This is a genomic window from Duganella sp. GW821-FHT07F09 (genome assembly GCF_059418705.1).
On record NZ_JBWKQJ010000009.1, the window covers coordinates 357,483 to 376,556 of the forward strand.

Genomic DNA, 19,074 nt, shown 5'->3' on the forward strand with positions numbered 1-19,074 from the left:
CGCCGCTCACAGCGAAAAATCGAAGTCCATGAATTCGGCCATGCCTTCGCCAGTGGCGCTGACGTCGCCGTCCGCGCCGGCCAGCACGTCGTCCAGGCTGCCGCTCGGCACCAGCACCAGCGACTCGATCCGGTAGCGCATCGAGCGCACGCGCGCGAACGGCAGGAACAGTCCCAGGGTGCAGATCACGGCCAGATAATTGGTCACGGTAATGAACAGCATGCGGCCCCATTTGACGTCGGACTGGAAGCGGTGCTGCTCGAGGCTGGTGTGGTTCCATACCATGTTCTGCACCATGTTGATGAACAGCGGCGCGAGCAGCAACAGCCAGGCGTAGATCGCCATGATCACAAAGCCGGTTTCCATCTGGCGGCTCGCGGCGTAGCCGGGCGCGTCGGGCGACAGCGGCGCGCCGGACAGGATCAGCCAAATGGTCAGGCCGATGCCGGCGCCTCCGGCCAGCACAAAGCAGCCATACAGTTTATAAAAGTCGCCGACGCCGGCGTCGAACGAAAAGCGCGCCTGGCCGAATCGGCTTTCATCGACTTGCCAGGCCTTGGCGCGCTGGTGCACGAACGGCGCCGCCAGGCCGGCGCTCACGGCGTTGAGCCACGGACGCACCAGGTAGTTGACGTAGGCGTCGCGCACATCGGCGACAAAGCGGAAGCGGATGCCGCGATAGGCCGAGTTATGCAACCGGAACTGGAAGCTGCGCCAGATGAACCAGGGCGCCGCGCCGGCCATGACCACCAGCGCGATCAGCGACAGCACCGGCGACACCTGGGCGCCGAAAAAGTAGACCGCGAACGCCACCGCCGCCACGATGCGGCCCTTGAGGATGGCGACCGGATTGCCGTGGTATTCGAAGCTGCTGCCGGCCAGCTGCGTGCTCGAATAAAAATACTGGTTGCGGCGCACCTTGGCCCAGGCGGAATAAATGCCCAGCGTGACGATGGTCAGCAACAGGTTGACGATCCAGATGCGGAAGTACTCGCCGCCGGTGGCGTGAAAACGCAGGCGCTCCGGCTGTGCATCGGGCTCCGTCTGAAATTGCTTCATGGGGGGACATCCTCTAATTAGAATAAGCGCGCCAACGCCTGGGCGCCCGCAAAGCAAGACGATGCCTTTAAGTCACGGTGTTGTCAATGAGAAATTATACTTTTTGATAACGCTACGCCATGCCTGCCGCCGCCGCGCGATGCGGTAAAATGGCGGCCATTGTCCGGCCTCCGCCGGCCCACCCTACCGTTTTGCAGGTCCCCACATGCTAGATAATCTCACCCAACGCCTTGCCAAGGTCGTCAAAACGATGCGCGGCGAGGCCCGCCTGACCGAAGCCAACACCGCCGAGATGCTGCGCGAAGTGCGCATGGCGCTGCTCGAGGCCGACGTTGCGCTGCCGGCCGTGCGCGAATTCATCGCCCGGGTCAAGGAAAAAGCCATGGGCGAGGAAGTGATCTCGTCGCTGACGCCGGGCCAGGCGCTGGTCGGCGTGGTGCAGCGCGAGCTGGCCGCCCTGATGGGCGCCGACCTCGGCCCGGAGGCCACGCAGCTGAGCTTTGCCCAGCAGCCGCCGGCGATCATCCTGATGGCCGGTCTGCAGGGCGTCGGTAAAACCACCACCGTCGGCAAGCTGGCCAAATACCTGAAGGAAGAAAAGAAGAAGAAGGTGCTGACGGTGTCGGCCGACGTCTACCGCCCGGCCGCGATCGCCCAGCTGCAGTCGGTCACCGCCCAGGTCGGCGCCGACTTCTTCCCGTCCACCGCGCAGGACAAGCCGGTCGACATCGCGCTCGCCGCGCTCGACTGGGCCAAGAAGCACTACCACGACGTGCTGATCATCGACACCGCCGGCCGCCTGGGCATCGACGAGGCGATGATGACCGAGATCGCCGCCGTGCACGCGGCCGTCAAGCCGATCGAAACGCTGTTCGTGGTCGACGCCATGCTCGGCCAGGACGCCATCAACACCGCCAAGGCCTTCAACGACGCGCTGCCGCTGACCGGCATCGTGCTGACCAAGCTCGACGGCGATTCGCGCGGCGGCGCGGCGCTGTCGGTACGCCACATCACCGGCAAGCCGATCAAGTTCGCCGGCGTGTCCGAAAAACTCGACGGGCTGGAAGCGTTCGACCCGGCCCGCATGGCCAACCGCGTGCTGGGCATGGGCGACATCATGGCGCTGGTCGAAGAGGCCCGCAAAGGCGTCGACAGCAAGGCGGCGGCCGACCTGGCGCAGAAGATGAAGGTTGGCGGCAAGTTCGACATGAACGATTTCAAGGCGCAACTGGGCCAGATGAAGAAGATGGGCGGCATGGCCAGCCTGGTCGACAAGCTGCCGGCGCAGTTCCAGCAGGCCGCCGGCGGCGCCAACATGGACCAGGCCGACAAGCAGGTGCGGCGCATGGTCGGCATCATCGATTCGATGACGCCGCAGGAACGGGCCAAGCCGGAACTGATCAAGGCCACCCGCAAGCGTCGCATCGCCGCCGGCGCCGGCGTCCAGGTGCAGGAAGTAAACCGCATGCTGACCCAGTTCGAGCAGATGCAATCGATGATGAAAAAGCTCTCCGGCGGCGGCATGATGAAGATGATGCGCTCGATGAAGGGCATGATGCCGGGCATGCGCTAAGGCGGACAATTGGTGCGCCAAAGCGGCGCGGACACGGGGAAATATGCGGGTTTGCGCCCCTGGACGGTGCAGTGGCCCACGTAGGCAGGTATTTACGTGGTGTTTCCGGGCAAAAACGCGAAAAAGACTTGCATAAGGCTTAAAACCCCACCAATATTAGCCGGTGCGATCAATTGCGCAATTTTCCATGTGTTCGTTAAGGAGGCTCGAGAATGGCAACAGCCAAAAAAACCCCAGCAGCAGCACCAGCTAAGAAGGCCGCGGCCGCTAAACCGGCAGCCGCGAAAAAAGCAGCACCAGCAAAAGAAGCAGCAGCCAAACCAGCCGCAGTGAAAAAAGCCGCCGCGCCGGCCGCCGCACGCAAACCGAATGCCGCATTCATGAAAGCGATGACCCCGTCGACCGTGCTCGCAGCCGTCGTGGGCGCCACCCCGCTGCCACGTACCGAAGTGACCAAGAAAGTCTGGGACTACATCAAGAAGCTCGACCTGCAAGATCCGGCCAACCGCCGCATGATCAACGCCGACGACAAGCTGAAAGCTGTATTCGGCGGCAAAGCCCAAGTGTCCATGTTCGAAATGACCAAGCTCATTTCCGACCACCTGAAATAAGCGCAGCGGCCGTCAGGCCGCGCCGGAGATGCCTCCCTCGCCCACGCGACGGAGGCATTTTTTTTGCCCCAACTCCGGGGTCAGGTGCCGGCCAGCGAGGCGTCGGACGATTCGCGCGTGATCAGGGTGAACGGCAGCAGCTTGTGCTGCACGGGGGCGGGGTCGCCCGCGCGGCGGCGGCGGATCTGGTCGATCAGCAGGTCGACGGCGGCGCGCGCCATGTCGCTGATCGGCTGGTGGATGGTCGTCAGCTCCGGCCAGACCGTGGTGGCGACCGGCGTGTCGTCGAAACCGCATACCACCAGGTCCTCCGGCACCTGCAGGTGCAGGCCGTGCGCCACCGCCACCACGGCGGCGGCCATGTCGTCGTTGGCGGCGAAGATCGCGCTCGGACGGGTCTTGTGCGCCAACAACTGGCGCGCGGCCGTCAAGCCCGAGCGGTACGTGAACAGGCCCGGCGCGACGCGCTCCGGCACGACGGCCAGGCCGGCCTCGGCCATGGCGTCCTGGTAGGCCTTGTAGCGCAGCAGCGCCGGCGTGTGCAGCGGATCGCCCTGGATGAAGGCGATGTCCTTGTGGCCGCGCCCCAGCAGGTAACGCATCATCGCCATCGCGCCTTCGTAATCGTCGATGCGCACGGCCGACACGCCCGCCACCGGCCGGCCGGTGGCGATCGCCACGGTCGGCATGCCGATCTGGTCGAGCTGCTTCAACGCGGATTTGGAATCGCACAACGGCGGCGGCACCAGGATGCCGTCGGCGCCGTTGGCGATCAGGCGGGCGATGGCGCTGCGCTGGCTGCGCAAGTCGTCGCAACGCTCCAGGATCAACTGGCCGCCGCTCTGGCTGCACTGGTCCATCGCGCCGACCAGGAAGGCGCTCATGTAGGCGGAGCTGGGGTTGCTGTAGAGCAGGCCGACGCCCAGGGTGCCCACGCGGGCCGCCCGGGCGGCGAAGTTGACCTGGTAGTTCAGGGATGCGATCGCCGCCGTCACCTTGTCGCGCGTGGCGTCGGAGACGTGCGAGTTGCCGTTCATGACCCGCGACACCGTCATGGCCGATACTCCGGCAACGCGCGCCACGTCGTAAATGGTTGCGCCGCTCTGGCTACGATCAGTTTGTTTTACAGGCACGTGGTTCCCTTGCTGGCTGGTCAGCGATTCCTTGGTTTATCAAGTGTTGATTATATGCGATTGCGCCCGGTTTTCCGGCGCTGGCGCCCGCAGGCGCCATGCCGGAAAGCCGGGCGTTGCACTTATCCCGCGTTATTGCCGCGTTATTGCCGCCTTATTGCCGCACCGCCGACGGCGCCACGGTGAAGCTGTAGCTGGCCGGTTGCAACTTGATGCGGTACTTGGCGTGCGGACGCCCGTCCAGGCTCCAGCCCGTGTCGCCGCCGACACCGGCCTGCGCCAGGTCGATCAGCAGCGAGCCGTCGCCGTGCGGCGCGATCTCCGAGCTCTTCCACACGCCGCGCGGACGCAGATACAAGTCCTCGTACGGGAAGGCCAGCGCGTTGACCGACAGCGGCGCCGCGCCCCTGACGGTGATCCCGGCGCCGCGCGCGTCGAACAGCGACAGCCAGCGCACGTCGGTCTTGTTGCCGCTTTCCTGCGGACGGCTGTAATCGTAATACTGGTCCGCCACCTTGCCGGCGTAGCGGCCGATGGCATAGCCGCTGCTGCGGTCCGAATACGACTCCTGCGGACCACGGCCATACCAGCGCACGCCGTCGAGCGAGTTGTCGTTGTCGAAGCGCAGGCCGAGGCGCAGCGGATCGGGCAGGTCGTCGCGCAACGGCGTGAAGGTGGAAGCCACGCCGAGCACGCCGTCGGCGTTCAGTGTGTAGACGGTTTCCCAGTGGGCCGCGCCGGCGCCAAAGCTGTACAGCACCCTGACGCTGTTGGCGCCCGTCTCCACCGAGCGGACATTGCGCTGCTCGGTGAAGGTCTTCCAGACCTTGTGCGTCTTCTCGACGCCGGTGCCCTCGTCGTTGTCGTTCAGGCCGCGCCAGAAGTTCGGCGTGCCGCCCTTGAGCAGGATCTTGCCGTCGACGATGTAATTGATCAAGCCGGTCTTTGCGTCCATCCGCAGCGCAGCCTTGCCGGCCTCGATACGGATATCGTCGCCGCTGCGCGACGGCTTGACCATACGGACCGCCTTCGCCACCTTCGGCGCCGGCGTCAACACGAACTGCGACCAGCCGACCACGCTGCCGGCGGCCACGCCCATGGTGGACGCGTCCTTGGCCTTGGCGCGCACCGTCAGCACCTGCTCGCCGCCGCCGCTGCCTATCCGTGGCAGGCGCAGCGGAACCTCGCGCTTGCCGGCGGCGGCCACGGCCGGCACCTTCAGCACGCCCTTGGCCGCCTCGACGCCGTCGTTGGTGAGCACCCAGTCGAAGTCCAGGCCCGAGGTGTCCTTGAAGTCGTAGCGGTTGACCACGGTGATGTTGCCGGAGGCCGGCTTGCCCTCGAACACCAGCGGCGAATAGACCTTCTGCACCTCGAAGTATTCCGGATCGGGCGTGCGGTCGGCGCGCAGCACGCCGTCGCCGACCACGCTGTTGTCGCCGTTCTTGGGGTTGACGTCGAAGCCGGAGGCCCAGAAGCGGCGCCCCTTGTCATCGTTCATGTAGACGGTCTGGTCGACCCAATCCCAGATGAAGCCGCCCTGCAGCTTCTTGTTGGCGCGGATGACTTGCCAATAGTCCTCGAAGTTGCCCAGCGAGTTGCCCATCGCGTGCGCGTATTCGCACTGGATCATCGGCTGCTTGTAGCGCGGATCGGCCGCGTAGTCGGCCATCTTCTCGATATCGTCGTACATCGGCGCGTAGATGTCCGTGTACGTGTTGGGCAGGTGCTCCTCGCCGATGGTGCCGTGGCCCAGATAGCTGATCAGGCGGGTCGGATCGTTGTCGCGTATCCACTGCGCGGCGTTGTCGAAGTTGGGACCGGTGCCGGCCTCGTTGCCCAGCGACCAGAAGATGATCGACGGGTGGTTCCTGTCGCGCTGGACCATGCGCGAGACGCGGTCCAGGTGGGCCGCCTTCCAGTGCGGCTTGTAGCCGAGCTGGATCTTCTCGCGTTCGCCCGTCAAGCCTTTTTCCATGGCCTGGTCGCCGGCCTGCATATAGCCGTGCGATTCGATGTTGGCCTCGTCCATCACATACAGGCCGTATTCGTCGGTCAGGTCGTACCAGCGCGGATCGTTCGGATAATGCGAGGTGCGCACGGCATTGACGTTGGCCTGCTTCATCATCTCTATGTCCTTGCGCATCAGGTCCATCGACATCACGCGGTAGGTGACCGGATCGTGCTCGTGGCGGTTGGTACCCTTGATCATCACGCGCTTGCCGTTGACGCGCACTTCCCCGCCGGCCACCTCCACCGTGCGGAAGCCGATCCGGCGCGACGTCGCCGACAGCAGCTTGCCGTCCGCGTCCTTGTATTCGACCACCATGCGGTACAGGTTAGGCGTCTCGGCCGACCATGGCTTGACGTTGCGGATCACGCCGTCCAGCGCCAGCTTGTCGCCCTGCACGCGGCCGGCGGTGTTGAGCACCGCCTTGTCGCCGTCGTAGACGGTGACGGCGATTTCGCCGGCCGACGGCGCGCCGGCCAGCTCGGCGTTGAGCGAGAACAGGCCGTCCTTGTACGTCTTCTTGTCCAGCAGCGCCGTGACCGTGTAGTCGCGCAGGCGCGACTTCGGCTCCGCGTACACATAGACGCTGCGCTCGATGCCCGACAGGCGCCAGAAGTCCTGGTCCTCCAGGTAGGAGGCGTCGGCCCACCGGTAGACCTCGATCGAGATGCTGTTCTTGCCCGGCTTGACGTACTTGCTCAGATTAAATTCCGACGGCAGCTTGGAATCCTCCGAATAGCCGACCTTCTCACCATTAACCCAGATGTAGTAAGCCGCGCCGGCCGCGCCGACGTGCAGGAAGACATCGCGCCCGTCCCAATCGGCGGGCACGACGAAGTCGCGGCGGTAGGAGCCCACTTCGTTGAGCGCCGGCGGGATGAAGGGCTCGGCCATCGGGAACGGATAATCGATATTGGTGAAGATCGGCTTGCCGAAGCCCTGCGCCTGGATCATGCCGGGCACCTGGATCGTTTTCCAGCCGGCCAGGTCGAAGCCGTCGCGGTAGAAGTCCTTGGGCCGGGTCTCGGGCCGCTCGGAGTAGGCGAACGACCAGGTGCCGTCGAGCGACAGATAATACTTCGACGCGGCCGGATCGGCGGCGATCGCCTTTTCCCGGCTCTCGAAATTGAAGAAGGTCGCCTTCATCGGCTCGCGGTTGACCGCGACCACTTCGGGCTGTTCCCACTCGGTGGGGGGCGCGGCGTGGGCCGCTCCCATGGACAAGCTGGCCAGCGCCAGCAGGCATGCGTGGACGGAAAGGCGAAGCGCCATCGGTTTTGCCATGTGTCTGTATCTCCCTTATTGTTTTTGTTCCAAAAACGAAAAAAGACGGAAGGTGCGACCTTCCGTCTTGTCCATGACAGCGCCCCGGTTTATTTGCCGAATTTGTAGCGCAGTGCCAGGCTGAAGGTCCGTCCATTGCCGTAGTGCTGGCGTTCCAGGCTGGTCTGATACGTCCCCGGTTCGCCGACATAACGGTTGATTGCCTTGTCGAGTATATTCGACGCGTTCAACGACAGGGTAAACTCATCGGTGAGCTGGTAGTTTATAGAACCGTCGAGAACTCCGTTGGAATCCATGTATCGTGCTTCGATCGGATTGGCCGACACGCCGAACAGGATCGCCTCCGAGCGCCAGGTGTAGACCAGGCGCGCCGACAGCTTCTTGTCCTCGTACAAGCCGGAGATGCTGTAGCTGTTCTTTGACTGCATCGGCTGCGGCGTGGCGACGATGCGCGGCGCCGACGCGGTGCCGAAGTTGACCGGGTTCGACGTGTTGACGTGGGTATAGGAACCGGCCACGCCGAAGTTTTTCCAGATGCCGTCGAAGGCGTCGAGGAAGTACTGGCCGCCGATCTCGATGCCGCGCACATAGCCTTTTTCCGAATTGACCGACTTGGTCACCGAATACTGCCCGCCGGTGCAACCGTTGTCGGCCGATCCGCTGTACGGCACGGCCGTGGCGACCGCCTGGCACTGGGTGATGCCGTTGAAGAAGCCGCTGATCTCCTTGTCGAAGATCGCCGCCGACACATAGTTCGACTTGCTGAAATAGCGCTCCAGCGAGAAGTCGAAACTGTTGGCCGTCTGCGGCCGCAAGTCCGGATTGCCGACGTTGCCGGTGCCGGTGACCGGATTGACGGAAATACTCGGATTGAGTTGATCCAGGCCGGCGCGCGTCATGCCCTTGCCGTAGCCGAAGCGGGCCAGGAAATCCTGCGTGATGTAGCCGGTCACATTCAGCGACGGCAGCGCGTTGGTGTACGAGGTCTCGCGGAAGATTTCCGGATAGCTGGTCGGCGTGGTCTGGTTGTTGATGGTGCGCGCGGTCGCCTTGCCCTTGGTGCGCACCACCCGCACACCGACGTTACCGACGATGCGGTCGTCGAAGGCGGAGAACTCGCCCATCATGTAGCCGGCCAGCGTGTTTTCGCTGATCACGCGGCGCGCGTCGAGGTTCTCGACATAGTTGCCCTCCTGGCGGATGCCGGCGTTGGGGAACTGCGTGGCCACCTGGTTGCCCGTCAACCGGTCCGGCGAATACACCAGATAGCCGCCCGAGTAACCCGTTTCGCCCTTCATGAAGTTGGTCGGCGACTGCTCGACCTGGCCGACGGTGGCCACCGAAATGGCGTTCGAGCGGCTGGCGGCGAGCGCCGCGCCATCGGTGGTCAGCGGCCGGCCGTTGAAGGTGTAATTGTTGAAGGTGCTTTCCTGGTGCGCGTAGCGGCCGCCAACCTTGACGCGGCGCAGGAATCCGTCGCCGACGATGTAGGCGGCGCTGAGGGCGCTGGCGTAACCGCTGTCGTCGTACTTCACGTTGGTGCCGTTGTTGTAGTCGCGGTAGACGAAGTTGGCCGGATCGGTCAGGCTCGGACCGGCGAAGTTCAACTGGTGCGGCGAGCCGTCGGCGACGCGGCTGGTGGACCAGCCCAGGCCGGGCGCCGAATCCAGATTGACGGAACGGTTGTCCTGCTTCTGCGTGGCCTTGACGTAGTTCACGTCCCATTTCAGCGCCAGGTTCTCGGTCGGATTCCAGTCCACGCCGCCGGCGGCGATCCAGGTCGTGTAAGGCCGGCGCTCGTCGCCACCGGTGGTGCTGACGCCGGAATTGAGGAAGGTACCGCTGCGCAGGCGCTGGCCCACCAGCACATCGTTGGCGCCGCCGTTGCTGTTGCGGTTGGCCAGCCCCTCGGTGAAGGCGAACGGCGTGGTCTGCAGGTTCTGCACGTTGGCGCCGTCGACCGAATTGAGGCCGCGATAGTTCTGGTGATATTCGTAGAACGTGTAATTGAATTCGGTGAACACGCGTAAGGTGTTGTCGGCGCGGTAGTCGGCCGCCAGGTTCAACCCTTTGCGCTCGCGCATGATGGTTTCCTGGAACACGTTGTTGGTCAGCGTGGGCGCGGCCATCACATTGCTCGCCTGCTCGGCAGTCAGTCCGCGCAGATCGGGCGTGTTGGCGCCCACGGTGGCCGACGTCGGCAAAGTCGGCACGCCGGTCAGGAAGTGGACGTCGGTGCGGCCCACGTAGGCGGGACTGGCCTGGCCGCGGTTGTTGCTGGTGTTGGCCGCGGCCAGGTTGGCGTATTCCTGGCTGTCGGCGCGGATCGCGCGCTTGAAGTTGGCGCTGCCATTGGCCGGGTTGTTATCCGAGCGGCCGGTGCTCTTTTGATAGACGCCGGCCGCCATCAGGCCGATCTTGGCGCCGCCCGACAGGTTCCAGCGGTTGGCCACCAGGCCGAACACTTCCGGCTCGGTTTCCTTGGCCAGGTCGTTGTACTTGCCGGCGATACCCATCGACACCGTCAGGCCCTTGAAATCGCTCGGATTGCGGGTGCGCACGTTGACCAGTCCGCCGATACCGCCCTCGATATGCTCGGCGCTTGGATTCTTGAACACGTCGACGCCGGCGATCATGGCCGGAATCGCGCCTTCCAGATTGTATTCGCGGCTGCCGGCGGTAAAGTAGGCACGGCCGTTGACCTGCGACGCGGTCTGTCCCGACAAGCCCCGGATCACCAGGCCCGAGCCGGTGCCGACGGGCGAAGCGCCCTCGCCGCCGTAGCGGTAGCCCTGCACGCCGGGGACACGGGTCAGGGTATCGACGACGTTGGGATCGGGCAGCTTGCCGATATCCTCGGCGGTGATGGAATCGACGATTTCCATCGAATCGCGCTTGATGGCCAGGGAGGAACGGGCGCTGGCGCGCATACCGGTGACGACGACAACTTCCGGCTCCTGGGCCAGCGCGCACGGCGCCACCAGTAACCCCTGCCCTACGGCGAGCGCGAGCGCCGACACCTGTACCGCGACAGTGACTTGCTTGTTCATTGAATGATCTCCGTTATTGTTTTATACGGGCTTGGTGCCCGTTTTTAGAAGCTCCGCCGAAATGATATCGATAACAGGCTTCCACTACATTGTACGACAGTTCGACACTTGCGGATCGGCATGTCTCTTTTTTCTAACAGTAAAAAAAACCGGCGGTTGTAAGGCCGCCGGCCAAGAGCGACGGGGACAAAGCTCCACTGGAGGCAAAGCAGTATCCGGCGTTGCCACGACAAACACTGAGAAAACAAGACCCGGGGAGACCGGGGTGTATCGACAACGTGTTATCGATAACAGATCGGATCGTAGCACACCTTTTTGGTGGCTTGAATTCTTTTTCGATTATTTTTTTCTTGCGCGGCATGGCGTTGCCGCCGGCGATGGCTATCGGCGCCGGCGCGCGCGCGGCGCCGTGGCGGGTCCGCCACGCCGCACTGTCGAGGTTCGTGGTATTTCGGCGACCCGTCACCAGTGTTGTATCCGGCCGAGAATAAATACGTATATACTCAGATTAAGTTTCCTTATGGAAAATTTAAGCCCTGCCGCGATGCCTGCTTATTTTTTATAAATTTTTGTTATGCGCCAATATCCAAACAGAAGAGAGCCGGCGAACGTTCGGCCTCCCCGGGGTTTCACACTGATCGAACTGATCGTCGTCATCGTCATTCTTGGCATCTTATCGGCGGTCGCTTTGCCGAGAATGATGGATGGCGGCGCATCGGCGCGGGCGGCGTCCATCAACGCCCTGGCCGGCTCGGTGAAAAGCGCGATCAGCATGGTCAGGGGGCAAACCATGCTCCATGGAGTCGGCACCGCGAGCGGCATCGCCGACGTCACCTTTGTCACCCTGGGGGACGGCACCTCGGTACGGATCTGGAACGGCTATCCCGACAGATGGTGCGACGGCATCGGCGCGACCCAGCAAGGCACGGCCCCGCCGGGTGGCGGTTGCTACCGCAACACCGTGGCGGTGCCGGGCAACGGCTACACCTTCTATGGCTGGGGCAATACCCGGATACAGGGTAACGACGCCGGATGGCGGATAGAAAACGCGCCCACGCCGGACCAGTGCGCCGTTCGATATATCTACAATGGCACCGGTGTTCCCGAGGTGAGGGCTGTTGTCACCGGATGTTAGGTGCTCCTTATCGCCATGAATCGCCCGGCCGCGCAGCAGGCGCAATCGCCGACTGACGCCGCAACCCAACCCTCGGGGTCAGTGCCGACATTCGGACATTGCGGAACTTTTAAACCGCAAAAAAGTTCGCATTTTTCGCCATTTGTCCGAATGTCGGACCTGACCCCGGGGTTGGAGACGGTCCAATGCGCGCCCGTCTGCTCGCCCGCAAACCGTTTCCCACGCCGCTTCCTATACTGGTTTGATCCGCGCCACCAGCCAGGGGAAACCGATGAGTCTAGCCGTGTTGAAAAGCCGAGCCCTTGCCGGCATGGACGCGCAGGAAGTCAACGTCGAGGTACATCTGGCCAACGGCTTGCCCGGCTTTACCATCGTCGGCCTCGCCGACACCGAGGTCAAGGAAGCCAAGGACCGCGTGCGCGCCGCCATCCAGAACGGCGGCTTCGAGTTTCCCGCCAAGCGCATCACCGTCAATCTGGCGCCGGCCGACCTGCCCAAGGAATCCGGCCGCTTCGACCTGCCCATCGCGCTCGGCATCCTCGCCGCCTCCAAGCAAATCCCGTCCTCGCGCCTGCACCAGTATGAGTTCGCCGGCGAGCTGTCGCTGTCGGGAGAGCTGCGGCCGATACGCGGCGCGCTGGCGATGTCGCTCGCCACCCGGCGCGACGGCGGCCGCCTGGCCTTCATCCTGCCGCAAGCCAACGCCGACGAGGCCGCGCTGGTCGCCGACGCCGCCATCTATCCGGCCAAATCGCTGCTGCAGGTGTGCGCGCACTTCGCCGCCAAATCGGCCGAGTCCATGTTGTCGCGCCACGAATCGTCGCCGCTGATCGTACCGGCCGAGTATCCCGACTTCGCCGACGTCAAAGGCCAGATCTTCGTCAAGCGCGCATTGGAGGTGGCGGCGGCTGGCAACCACAGCATCCTGCTGGTCGGCCCGCCCGGCGCCGGCAAGACCATGCTGGCATCGCGCTTCGCCGGCCTGTTGCCGGCGATGACGGACGAGGAAGCGCTGGAAGCGGCCGCCGTGCAATCGCTATCGGGCGGCTTTCGCATCGAACACTGGAAGCGCAGGCCGTTCCGCTCGCCGCACCACACGGCCTCGGGCGTGGCCCTGGTCGGTGGCGGCAGCGTGCCGCGTCCCGGCGAGATTTCGCTGGCGCATCGCGGCGTTCTCTTCCTCGATGAACTGCCTGAATTCGACCGGCGCGTGCTCGACGTACTGCGCCAGCCGATGGAGTCCGGCCACATCACCATCTCGCGCGCCGCGCGGCAGGCCGACTTTCCCGCGCACTTCCAGCTGATCGCGGCGATGAACCCTTGTCCGTGCGGCTACAACGGCCACATCAGCGGCGTCTGCAACTGCTCGCCGGACCTGATCAAGCGCTATCAGGGCCGCGTCTCCGGCCCGCTGCTCGATCGCATCGACATGCAAATGGAAGTGGCCGCCGTCGAACCCGACGTGCTCAGCGAGGACGCCAACGGCGAACACTCGGCCGTCATTTGCGCCCGCGTGCAGGCCGCCGCCGAGGTGCAGTTGCAACGCCAGGGCAAGCGCAACCAATACCTGACCACGCGCGAGATCGACCAGTTCTGCAAACCGGACAAACCCGGCAAGGCGCGCCTGAAGGCGTCGATGGAACAATTCCAATGGTCGGGCCGCGCCTACCACCGCATCCTGCGCGTGGCGCGCACCATCGCCGACCTGGCCCACGCCGAGCGCATCGGCGAGGCGCACGTCGGCGAGGCGGTGCAATATCGGCGGGCGCTGCGGGACCGGTAACCACTAACGGAGGTCAGTGGCTGTGCCCAGCGCAAGCACTTTACGGCGATATTCGCTGCGCGATCGCTAACCTATCCTTAGGCCAGACGGGAGCGATCAGCAGTTCAATGCTGATAAATCGTCCCCACATTGCCGCTGCCGGCCTGCGCGATGCTGGCGACGAAGCCCTCACCCACCTGGATAATCGTTGCGACATTCGACGGCGGCAATCCCGACAGCGTCACGCCACTCTGCACGATCGTCGCGGCGTTGAGATTTCCAGTCTGCATGATGTTCGATCCGTTATAGTTCAAACTCTTGGTGACGCTCGCCGTATTGGCGTCGCCGTTTTGGGTGGTGGACGAGGGGTTGTGACTGCCGTTGGTGGTGAGCGTAAGCCGGTTGTCGGTGCCGTTTTGCACAATCGACGTACCGTCACCGCGAGAGCTGCTAGTCCGGACCACGGTGGCATTGTTGCGCATGCCTGCCTGGAACACGGTGAGACCGCCGGTGAAAGTGTCCGAAGACTGCGTAAGGGCGACCGTGTTGCCGATGCCGTCTTGCGTGATGAGGGGGCCACCATAAGCGGCGCCATGCTGATCGACGGTGATGACATTGTCGGTGCCTGTCTGCCGGGTCCGGACGAGATTATCCACGTTGGATTGGTTGATATAGGCGGTATTGCGCGTCCCTGCCTGCAGCGCTTCGACCGCCGGTGAAAAATTGCTCACCTGGCTGATGAGTACCAGATTGTCGTCGCCGGCCTGGTTGACGGTCGCCGTGGCATGGGTGACCGTCCGCTGCTGCAGGATGCCGGCAAGGTTGCGGCTGCCATCTTGCGTGATGGTGGCCGCGCCCCTTGAGTCCCGCTGCACGATGCCGCCCTCCACCGCCGCGCCGCCGGCGATATTGTCATTGCCGGTTTGCGTGATCGTGGCCTCGGTGCGCCACCCCGCATCATTCTGCTCGATCCCGGCGCTGTTGTTGGTGCCGGTTTGCGTCAAAGTCGCCTTGGTCTGCTGCGCCAGACCAGCCTGGCTGTACGTCAGCGACACGATAAAAGATGCAGCCAGCGTGGCTGCGGACAAGGTGGTTTTCATGATCTTCTCCCGAGGTTATGCCTCGAGTATAGAAGCCGCCCTCGCCCCAAATTTGACAGCGATCAGGCCACGGAGCGATACATCGAACAGGCCGCCAATTCAGTCCGATCCGCCCATCCAGAATTTCCATTCGGCCTGCTGCTTCGCCGAATTCAGACGCGACTTTTGCCAGCTCGCCTTGTCGTCCAGTTTCTGCCAAGGCTGCTTGCCGGCGGCGGTGGTGGAAGCAACGTATTGCCGCCAGCGATAATGGTCGTAGACCGAAATGATATGCGCCGCATACGACTCCGCCACGGCCCGGTCGCCCTCGATGACCAGGAAATTCTCGTCGTTGCTCTCCGACGCCATCTGCGAGAAATTGTGCGAGCCGGTGACGACCACGGGATGCGCGCCGAACGGGTCGATGCACATGACCTTGCTATGCACGAGGACCGAAATCTTCCCGCCCCGCATGAACTCCCTGGCCCAGAATGCAAACTGCTGCTTGATGCCGGAAGGCGTGAACACGTCCAGGTTCATCGGATCCAGTTTGCTGGCGCCGACAAGCTCCGCCATCAGCGCGCCGTCCGCGCCGCCGACGAAGCGGTTCAACACGCCGCGCACGAATTGGCCCTGCGCGCGCTCCTGCAAGATATCCAGCACCGGACCGTTCGGCCCCGGCATGAAGGAAAGGAACAAGATGCCGTCCTGCGCGCCCTCGACCAGCGTTTGAAGACGTTTGAGATCGGCGTTCCCGACCGTCGGCGTGAACCACGGCTCGATTTTCGCAGGAACGGAGATGCCGGCAGCCGGCGCCGCATTGCTGGCCTTCAGCGTCGATGGCGCCTCGCTTCCCGCCTCGGCGAGACGGCGCCACTGCGCCAGATATTGGGTCGCCAGCTCGACGCTCTGGATCAGCACCGCATTGTTTATTTGCGTGAAGAGTCCCGTCGGCGTCAGGTTGGTGGACCCGGTCCATACGGCCACAGGCTGTTCGCCGTCCAATATCACGATGAACTTGTTGTGCCCCAGCGCGCCCACCTTGTCGGGAGCGGCGGTCATGCGATCGATGACGACGCAGCCCGCCCCGTGCACCCTGGCCCTGCCCTCGGCGTTGGCGTCCGGTTCCGAGACCTTGGTGCTGCCATTGGCCAGCACGATGTTGGCGCGCGGTCCGAGGTCGCAGAACCGCTGTGTCACCTCCTCGTCCTCCAGCTCGAAAAGGGCCGCGTACAAGCTGATGTTGGGGTTGCGGTCGGCGTCGTCGAACAGTTGGCGCAGCGCCAGGATCAGCGAGCCGCCGCAGAAATCGCGCAGGAATTCGCTGGAGATATCGGATATCCGCTCGACCAATTCGGTCCCGGTCTCGATCTCCATCTCGGCGGCGACCTTGGCCATCCAGCGCGAGGCGGCCATGGGGCGATTGAAGAAGCAGCCCAGCCGTCCGCCGGCCGGCTGAACGGCATGGACCTCGACCCACGCGCTGGCCCACTCTTCCCGTGGTTCCAGCGCGCCCGGCTTGCCGACCATCGGAACCACGCGATACCTGGCACGATCATTGAAGCTCACCTCGTGGTCCGTCCAGCTATAGCGCTGAAACGGCCAGACATCCGAAGGTTGCCGCTGATCGGGCCCGCCGCCGACATCCTTGGCGAAGCCGACACGGTTCAGCAGGAACTCGGCTTGATGCAGCGGCCGGTTCTCGTCATCGCTTTCCAGCCATACCCGCTCGATGGCGAAGCCTATGCAATTTTCCAACTCGTCGGCTCGCCAGATCAGGAAGGCGTCATCGGTGTTGCAGTACACATTCAGTTGGACTTGGCCCATCTGTTCCTCCGTGCCGAAAGTTTAAGTAGCGGAACCACCATACCAGCGACTTATGACCGGAACATGTCAATCCGCTTACATCTCCCACTGGAACTTCATCGTCAGCGACTTGCCCACCGTATCGGGCGCGCGCGTTTTGTCGCGCGAATAGCCGACCGACAGCGAGCGTCCGTGACGCCACAAGTGGCGATACAGCAGCGAGCGGTGCACCTGCCGCTCGGCCCACGGCTCCAGGCCGGAGACGCCGTCGTCGCGCCGCGCCGCCGAGGTGTTCTGCGCCAGCAGCCGCAGCGAATCGGCGGGCGTGAAGTGCAACATGCCCAACCAGCGCCAGCCATTGTCGACGAAGGCCGGCCGTCCGAGCGTTCCCTGCACCCAAGCGCGGTTGACGCGTTGGTCCAGTTCCATCGCCCAGCCGCGCGGCAAGGCGAAGCGCAGCCCCAGTTCGACCAGCGCGTTGCCGCCCCGGCCGACGCGGTCGGCATCGACGTCGAGCTGTTTGCCCAAGGTCACTTCGGACTTGAGCTTGGTGATCCACGGCAGCGGCGACGTTTCCAGACCAAAGTGCAGCGCCGGCACGTCATGCAGCCGTCCCTCGCGACGCCCGCGCTGCTGGTCGAAGCCGAGGTTGGCCCAGAAATCCGTCTGGCGCGCGGCGCGGAACCAGATGCCCGGCTGCAGCTTGCGCTCGACGATCTGGTTGGCTTGCTGGCCCGAGAACGCATCGGACACCGTGCGGATCTCATGCAGCCCCAGGTGCGCTTCCATTTCGTACGCCTCGAAAGGCGTGTCCGCGACGTCCAGCCGCTGCGGACCCAGCCGGCGGTTGAGGTTGATGTCGGTCTTGACGATGCCCGTTTGCGGCACGAAGCCGTTGTCGTTGACGAAGCCGGGACCGACGGCCTCCAGCTTCAATTCGTTCCACCAGCCCTCGGACAGGTGCGTGTACTTGCCCGACACATACGCGCCATTGCGCGGGCGCACCCGCACCACGTCCGCCACCGGTTCGGTGACGAAGCCGGCGCTGGTCTGCGAGTGCATCAGCAGCCAGGTCGCCTGCCGGCCGTCGCCGCGCCATTGTCCGTCGAAGCCGAACACCTGGTTGCCGCCGGCGTCGCCATAGTCGCGCTGCGAGACGAAGGCGCCCAGCAGCACGCCGTCGGCGTGCCAGCGCGCGCGCAGCAAACTGGTCAGGGTGCGCCGCGTTTGATCGTACTCGGACGTCTCGTACGGCCCGCCGCGCAGCACGACGCCGCCCTCCTGGTCGCGCAGGCTCATCGCCGTGGCGTCGGCCTGCGCCGCGCGCCAGGTGCCGCGCAGACCCCATTCCGGATCGGCCACCGTGCGCGAGTAGAAGGCCGCCAGCGGCAACCCCAGCACGTCGGCGCTTTCAAGAAAGAAGCCACGCTTCTCCGGCAGGCTCAGCGCGATGCGGCTGGCGCCCGACGACGTCGGCTCGTCGATCTCGATCTGCGAGAAGTCCGGGTTCAAGGTGGCGTTGAAGACCATGTCCGCGCGCGGGCGGGCGTTGATCTCCAGGCCCAGGCTGCCCTTGTTGGCGCGCTGCCGGCCGGCGCCGTCGGTATCGCTGTTCGAGCGCAAGGTCAGCTCCGGCTTGATGTCGAGAAAGCTGCGGTCGCGCACGGCGGCGACGGTGCCGCCCATGCCGTCGATGTCCTGCATCACGCCGATGTGGCCGATGGTGTCGGTGGTCAGCGGGGTGCTGGTCAGCAGCAGGCCGCCGGCGTGCGGCACGTTGCGCTCGATCATCACGCGCCAGGCCTTGCCGTCGGCGTAAGGAAAGCGCAGGTTCGACAGCGGCCAGCGCACTTCCATGCTGTAGCCGTCGGGCAGGCGCTCGACGGCGGCGTCGATCGGGAAATCGGGACCCAGATCGGACTCGTCCTCGTCAACGCGGTACATGCCGTCGTTCAGCACGCCGGCGATGTTGACGCGCACAAACTGGGCGGCCCGGCCGTGGCCGGTCGGGTCGAGCCAGATGCCGATGAAGTCCTGGTCGGTGCCGACCTTGTCGCGCCGCGCCAGCGAGCCGCGCAATTTCTCCGGCGCGGCGTCCCAGGCGCGGATGCCGAACACCAGCGCGCCATCGTCGATCAGCAAGCGCACGGTGGTGCGCAGCGCGGCCGGCGCGGCGTTGCCGCTGTTGGGCAGAAATTCGTGGAAGGTGTCGAACTCCCGGGCGTTTCGCCAGGCGTCCTCGTTCAGCGCGCCGTCGATTTTCACCGGCGACGTGTGATCGATCAGGCGCGCCGGCAACGGCAAAACTTTGCGTTGTTCGAACTCCAGCGCCTGGACTTCGCACGTGGCGGCCAGACCGGAAAGAAACAGCGTGCCGAAACCGATCCGGACATTGCTCAAAACTTTGATTAAATGATCCACCGCCACCTTCAAATCGATCACAGCCAATCGCGCTGCGCGGGCGGTAGTTTAAACTAAAGAAATATCTTTTTGAGAACTTTTTTGAACGGGCATCGCTCGCAGTTGGACATGAGCGTCATTGTGAAATCAACCAATCCGCGTAATGATTCT

Annotated in this window: 11 protein-coding genes; 4 read left to right on the plus strand and 7 right to left on the minus strand. The window is 64.1% G+C overall.

The genetic code is table 11. The features are described from left to right. Positions 1 to 6: 6 nt before the first annotated feature. Complete coding sequence (locus AC07P1_RS24070) at positions 7 to 1,059, minus strand: YjgN family protein (protein ID WP_494698212.1); 1,053 nt, start codon at positions 1,057 to 1,059, stop codon at positions 7 to 9. Between the two features lie 205 nt (positions 1,060 to 1,264). On the opposite strand from AC07P1_RS24070, the gene ffh reads away from it, so the two are divergent. Continuing rightward, on the plus strand, positions 1,265 to 2,632 hold the full coding sequence (gene ffh, locus AC07P1_RS24075; RefSeq protein ID WP_494698213.1) for a signal recognition particle protein: 1,368 nt from the start codon (positions 1,265 to 1,267) through the stop codon (positions 2,630 to 2,632). Between the two features lie 212 nt (positions 2,633 to 2,844). Next, the gene (locus AC07P1_RS24080) at positions 2,845 to 3,243 is read left to right on the plus strand and encodes an SWIB/MDM2 domain-containing protein (RefSeq protein ID WP_315213528.1); all 399 of its coding nucleotides are present in this window, start codon (positions 2,845 to 2,847) and stop codon (positions 3,241 to 3,243) included. Between the two features lie 80 nt (positions 3,244 to 3,323). Here AC07P1_RS24080 and AC07P1_RS24085 read toward each other — a convergent pair whose 3' ends face one another. From AC07P1_RS24085 to AC07P1_RS24095, 3 genes are all read right to left on the minus strand, one after another. After that, a complete protein-coding gene (locus AC07P1_RS24085; RefSeq protein ID WP_494698214.1) occupies positions 3,324 to 4,376 on the minus strand; it encodes a LacI family DNA-binding transcriptional regulator in 1,053 nt (350 codons plus the stop codon). Positions 4,377 to 4,530: 154 nt separating this feature from the next. Next, on the minus strand, positions 4,531 to 7,671 hold the full coding sequence (locus AC07P1_RS24090) for a glycoside hydrolase family 2 TIM barrel-domain containing protein (protein WP_494698215.1): 3,141 nt from the start codon (positions 7,669 to 7,671) through the stop codon (positions 4,531 to 4,533). 89 nt (positions 7,672 to 7,760) lie between these two features. Further along, positions 7,761 to 10,721, minus strand: a complete 2,961-nt coding sequence (locus AC07P1_RS24095) for a TonB-dependent receptor (protein WP_494698216.1) — start codon at positions 10,719 to 10,721, stop codon at positions 7,761 to 7,763. Positions 10,722 to 11,295: 574 nt separating this feature from the next. Between AC07P1_RS24095 and AC07P1_RS24100 the strand changes: the two genes are divergently transcribed. Both AC07P1_RS24100 and AC07P1_RS24105 read left to right on the plus strand, forming a co-directional pair. Continuing rightward, positions 11,296 to 11,856: a prepilin-type N-terminal cleavage/methylation domain-containing protein gene (locus AC07P1_RS24100; protein ID WP_494698217.1), complete on the plus strand. Its 561-nt coding sequence runs from the start codon at positions 11,296 to 11,298 to the stop codon at positions 11,854 to 11,856. Positions 11,857 to 12,127: 271 nt separating this feature from the next. Continuing rightward, a complete protein-coding gene (locus AC07P1_RS24105) occupies positions 12,128 to 13,639 on the plus strand; it encodes a YifB family Mg chelatase-like AAA ATPase (protein ID WP_494698218.1) in 1,512 nt (503 codons plus the stop codon). A gap of 104 nt (positions 13,640 to 13,743) precedes the next feature. Here AC07P1_RS24105 and AC07P1_RS24110 read toward each other — a convergent pair whose 3' ends face one another. From AC07P1_RS24110 to AC07P1_RS24120, 3 genes are all read right to left on the minus strand, one after another. Further along, complete coding sequence (locus AC07P1_RS24110) at positions 13,744 to 14,718, minus strand: hypothetical protein (protein ID WP_494698219.1); 975 nt, start codon at positions 14,716 to 14,718, stop codon at positions 13,744 to 13,746. 99 nt (positions 14,719 to 14,817) lie between these two features. Beyond that, positions 14,818 to 16,524, minus strand: a complete 1,707-nt coding sequence (locus AC07P1_RS24115; protein ID WP_494698220.1) for a phospholipase D-like domain-containing protein — start codon at positions 16,522 to 16,524, stop codon at positions 14,818 to 14,820. Between the two features lie 75 nt (positions 16,525 to 16,599). After that, positions 16,600 to 18,924, minus strand: coding sequence for a DOMON domain-containing protein (locus AC07P1_RS24120; RefSeq protein ID WP_494698221.1), 2,325 nt, complete (start codon positions 18,922 to 18,924; stop codon positions 16,600 to 16,602). Positions 18,925 to 19,074: the final 150 nt, after the last annotated feature.